The 4,715-nt window shown below is 49.7% G+C and carries 3 protein-coding genes and 1 pseudogene; all 4 read right to left on the reverse strand.

What is annotated here, in order from left to right; all coding sequences use genetic code 11:
* Window positions 1-347: 347 nt before the first annotated feature.
* The gene (locus tag BJF95_RS00135; RefSeq protein ID WP_245297197.1) at window positions 348-2,519 is read right to left on the reverse strand and encodes a glycosyltransferase; all 2,172 of its coding nucleotides are present in this window, start codon (window positions 2,517-2,519) and stop codon (window positions 348-350) included.
* Window positions 2,520-2,559: 40 nt separating this feature from the next.
* Window positions 2,560-3,366 (reverse strand): ABC transporter permease, encoded by an 807-nt coding sequence (locus BJF95_RS00140; protein ID WP_075637421.1) that lies wholly within the window; start codon window positions 3,364-3,366, stop codon window positions 2,560-2,562.
* Window positions 3,363-4,463: a hypothetical protein gene (locus tag BJF95_RS00145; RefSeq protein WP_139317335.1), complete on the reverse strand. Its 1,101-nt coding sequence runs from the start codon at window positions 4,461-4,463 to the stop codon at window positions 3,363-3,365. Before BJF95_RS00145 ends, BJF95_RS00140 begins: the two co-directional genes overlap by 4 nt.
* Window positions 4,464-4,471: 8 nt before the next feature.
* Window positions 4,472-4,715, reverse strand: a pseudogene (locus tag BJF95_RS24180) (capsule biosynthesis protein); the annotation flags it as partial.

Genomic DNA, 4,715 nt, shown 5'->3' on the forward strand with positions numbered 1-4,715 from the left:
GAACGGCTCATCGGCAACCCCGCCGACATGAGCCTTAACCCCGGAAAATTCTAGTTCTCTCTGGACCAAAATTGGGGGGCACTTCACGATGAGCCAGAGCTTACTTCAAAATGGATTAGTTCAACGGGGCAAGGTCAACGCAAAAGGGTGCCTAGATCTCGCGGCGATCGTCAACCCTTTCAACTCCAGGAGTTTTGGTCGGCAGAAGCGGTGCAATCATGGCCCATTCTTCGTCGCATAATTCGTGACGGCGCATGGCAATCTCCTTTCACAGGAAATTGGATCACACTCCGGCTGAAAGATGAACTCCATTTATGGGGACACGGCCTAAAATAGCAGCTGCGGCTTTACTCTTTATCCAGGAACCAGCGTCGCACGGGAGCCAATTTTTCAGGTGGCAGGAATTGGGGTGTCGAAAACCTTCTGTCATAGCCGGGATTAGCTGCTGGGTCGAAAAAGTCTGCCGTGCCGTGCCTTGTTTTCAAGTTTTCTTTCTCCGCATTGAAGCGCCGTTTGCGTTCACCAAAAATATCCGAACCCCGGGAGACAGATTCATGATGATAGAGGCATGAAAAGGGCGTCCAAACTGTTCTGAAGCCAGTTTTGTAGGCGCGCAGGCAATAATCGACGTCATTATAAGCGACGGCAAAGTCTTCTTCGTTCCATAACCCAACGGTGCGCGCACAGGTTCCTGAGATCAGCATGACAGCGCCGGTCACGCATGTCATTGAGTTGCGCACATGAAGCCGGCTCATGGGGCCACCATAATCTTTGGCCTGGTTCAGGTACCAATGCCCCGCCAACCCACCGAAGCCTGCAACCACGCCTGCATGCTGTATTTTATTGTTGGGATACAGCAGCTTTGCCCCAACAATGCCAACACCTTCAAAACTGAGGCAGGAAACCATTTCCTTCAGCCAGAAAGGTTCCATGACCTCTACATCATTGTTTAAAAGGAGGAAATTCTCGCCTTTCGCTATTCGGATACCCCGGTTGATCGCACGTGAGAAATTGAAGGTCTCTTTTTCGATGACATAAGAGAAATTGGATTTGGCCTGCGTCAATTGCTGATAAAGCGAAAGCACCTGCTCATCTGACGTGCCATTGTCGATCACAATTACCTCAAAATTCGGATAATCCGTCCTCTCAAAGAGATCATTCAAGATGCGACTTATCAACTGATAGCTGTCTCTGCTCGGGATGATAATAGACACCATCGGCCAGCTATTTTCGCTGACGTTTTCGAACATTACGCGGTGCAGCGTGTCGGTGAGTGCAGGTTCGACATGGGTTTTTACGCCTTTGCGCGCAAAGGATTCGCTGATCGCTTTTCTGGCGGCTGTTGTTGCCTTTGCCATAAACTGGCGGGAATAAGTCTTGCCGTTCCTGCGCCACCAATAGGCGGGATAGGGTAAATGCAAAACATCCTCCGCAAGTAAGCCGTCGAGATAGCGCAGCAGCAGATCATAGTCTTGAGATCCGTCGAAGCCTGTCCGCAAATTTCCAATTTGAGAAAGGCGGTCGCGTCGATAGATCGAGAAGTGATTGATATAATTAACACCGGTCAAGAGGATCGGGTCGTAAGCCGGTTTGAGCGTAAGACCTATTGGTTTTAGGTTGTCATCGACCACGACCTCATCGGTATAAATAAATTTCGCAGACCGGTTTTCGACAATGGCTTTGCCGATCAACTTCAGAGCGTGCGGCGCAATCACATCGTCATGGTCCAGAAAGGCTACCCAAGTGCCTGATGCTTGGCCAAGACCGGTATTTGTTGCAGTTGCGATGCCGCCGTTTGTTGATGTGCGCAGAATTTTGACATTGTCGCGCCGAGCGTGGTTGTCGTACCAGTGTTGCGTTTCCTCTGATGTCGACGAGTCGTCGCTTAGAATCAATTCAGTCCCGGGCACACCCTGATCCAAGAAAGACTTTAAGAGATCGTCAAGATAGCGCTTTGGTGCGTTGTAGACCGGGACAATGATGCTGAGCCAAGGTGTCGCGCCATCTGCGATCTTAGGCGGAGCAATTTTCTTGCCAAGTGCATATTGTGCTTTGATGACTTTTTCAATTTGCTGCACAGGCGGGCCAAACGAGAGCGTTGGCATACGCAATCGAAACCGCGGCAAATTGCCGAGATTATGGATGGTCGCGCCATCCATGCCCTTTTGAAGCCGCACAGCAATGGCGTTGTCCGCCGCTTTGCGGTTGGGGAAAGCTTCAATTGAAATCTCGAAGCGACAGGGAAAACTGCAAGGGTCGACCCGTAGAGATCTTGTCCAGCCTGTAGCCCCTAGGTTCGCTATGAATATGAAGCGATTACTATAAGCAAAACCATGGCTCTCTTTCTCGCTATAATGGCCACCGACGTTGATATAGACTCTGGGGTCGATTTTTTCCTCATCACATTTGAGAGAAATCACAATGAATGGCATGCGAATATAATCGAAGCAGACTTCGAAATACGGATCGTCGCCAATGCTGTTCCAAGTGGTCTCTCCGACATGCTGCTGTGGTTCCAAGTCGGTATTCGGGATGATCCTTAAAGACATTATTGACGACTCAACCTTCCAACATTTTCCAGCGCAAAACACGCTCAAGCAACAATCCGAGAAACAATGCCGTGATGCCGTAGCCGATTAAATATGTCTTGTCTAAAATTCTATCGCTGTACGTTGGGTAATAGGCAGTACGCATCCACTCCACACATTGAAGAACAGGGTTCCATGATAGAGCGTAAGCAATCGGCGCGGGGAACGATGATGCAACGAACAAAACGCCAGAGAGAATATAGACTAGAATCATCGCCAGCGCGTATATCGTAACAAAAAAAGGGAAAAACATGACGATAACACCTGCCAACGTCCCGACACCAGCAGCCAATAAAAGTGTCGCGAGATAAGCGTAAACCGCCTGCTCTATATCATAGGGAATTGGATTTTCTCCAAGAGCAAACAATATTGCCACCAAAAATACCATCGTCAGAAATGCGGCCATTATTTCAAGGAACGCGCGAGCAAACATGATGTCTACCACTGTCACAGCCGGAAAAGCCATCATAGGCTTGTTCAAAATCAATGAAAGTGACATGAAACGGGAAATATACATAAACGCCAAGCTGGGTATGAGCCCGGTTGCAAAGAAAATTTGAGTGCTATCACCAAATGGTGCTGGCCGCCCAGAAAGGGTGTAAATTGCGAGAAGAACAATCATATGCACCAACGGCCATAACGCGACAATCAAAAAGCCTAGACCGTGATTGAAAAAGCGCGTGCGCATGTCGCGCAGAATAACCGCCTTCATCACGTTTCGTTTTTGCCGCAAGGCGTCAAGAAAACTTATGGTTCGAGCCTCAAACACCTCGGTCATTGGCAATTCCTCTTTGAACAAAAATCAGCTAGCCCAGGCAGCTGAGGTGATGCCTGCCTCACCATTTCAAGCACGGATGCGGAGGTGGCATTTTTGGCCTGTCGTCGCTTGTCAGAGTTCAAGACCAGACATGCGATTGAGTCAACCCAACTTGTAACATCGTTCTCGACCATTATTTCCCCTGGGATGAAACAGCGCTCGTACGTCTTGCATTTCGAAAATACCGTGGCGGCTGCCAATCGATATGCATCAATTCGTTTTGTGTCGGCCCGTGCGTTGTTAACACGTCCACTTAAAAGTGGAACCAAAAGAATGTCCGTCTGCAAATGGCTTGCGTTTTTGAGATAGTCCGGCCACGGCAAGGGCGAAATGGTCTGCGCCCGCCTGCCGAAGTCGCGCAATTCATGTCGCCAGATTTTTGCCAGTCTTTCCTCGGCAACAACCTTGAAATGAAGGTTTGGCAGCTTTTGCAATGCAGCTTTGACGATTGGGATCAAAAAGGCGTGCTCTGCGTCGTGAGCTCCGGTTGCATGAAACGCCATGCGACATGTGTCGTCCGAACGCCTGCACCCTTCTACATTTTGCAAATAGACATCTGGGGCCGGAAATGGTTGCAGAACAGCGTCTGCTTGTAAACTTTCGGCCAATACAGAGGTTGACGCCCACACACTGGTGAGCACACCGTTGAGATAAATCAATGGGATCAGTCCCAATCCGATCAAATAGATCTTGTATCCGAGGCCGCTCTGGCCCTCAACGATAGTTGCGGCAATGTCATCATCGATAAAGAGGGCAACACCTGGAAAATCCGCCCTGTGTCGCCAAAGCCAAAAAAATTTCCTTAGCCGGATATATCGACAGATAATCACAAAGGTCGTCGTAGGATCAATCCCCGTCATGCTCTCGGTATTTTCGATGACATCAAAAGGCACTTCCAGCGCTTTAAGCCGGGCTTCCAGATAATAGGTAAAGCTGGGATTAGGGCCTTCTCTTATCACCAGAACACGTTTCACCTGCGCTGACGTAACGCTATTTTTTCGCCGTGCATAGGGCTTGGGCAGGGCGTGATAGATCCAGTTTTTGATGGCGTTTCTCATCGCGGTACCTAATGAGCGAGGTGGGCGCGAGTGAGGTTTAGGATACCGAGGGCTGTTGCCCAGAGTGTGAGGCTTGCGAGGATTGTGAGGACGATCCAGAGGGTACGTTTTGGGTATTGGGCTTCGTCCGGGAGCTGTGGGGGGAGGAAGCTGTCGAGGTAGAGGAGTTGCTGTTTGCTGACGAACTGGATTTGTTCGAAGGATTTGACGGCGGCTGCGAATTGTTGTTGGGCGAGGCTTTGGGCCAGTTGC

The sequence above is a fragment of the Rhizobium oryziradicis genome, assembly GCF_001939045.1.
GTDB lineage: Bacteria > Pseudomonadota > Alphaproteobacteria > Rhizobiales > Rhizobiaceae > Allorhizobium > Allorhizobium oryziradicis.

Excerpts from the sequence above, each read along its gene's own strand:
- BJF95_RS00140 (WP_075637421.1), bottom strand. The coding sequence starts at position 3,366 with ATGACCGAGGTGTTTGAGGCTCGAACCATAAGTTTTCTTGACGCCTTG.
- BJF95_RS00145 (WP_139317335.1), bottom strand. The coding sequence starts at position 4,463 with ATGAGAAACGCCATCAAAAACTGGATCTATCACGCCCTGCCCAAGCCC.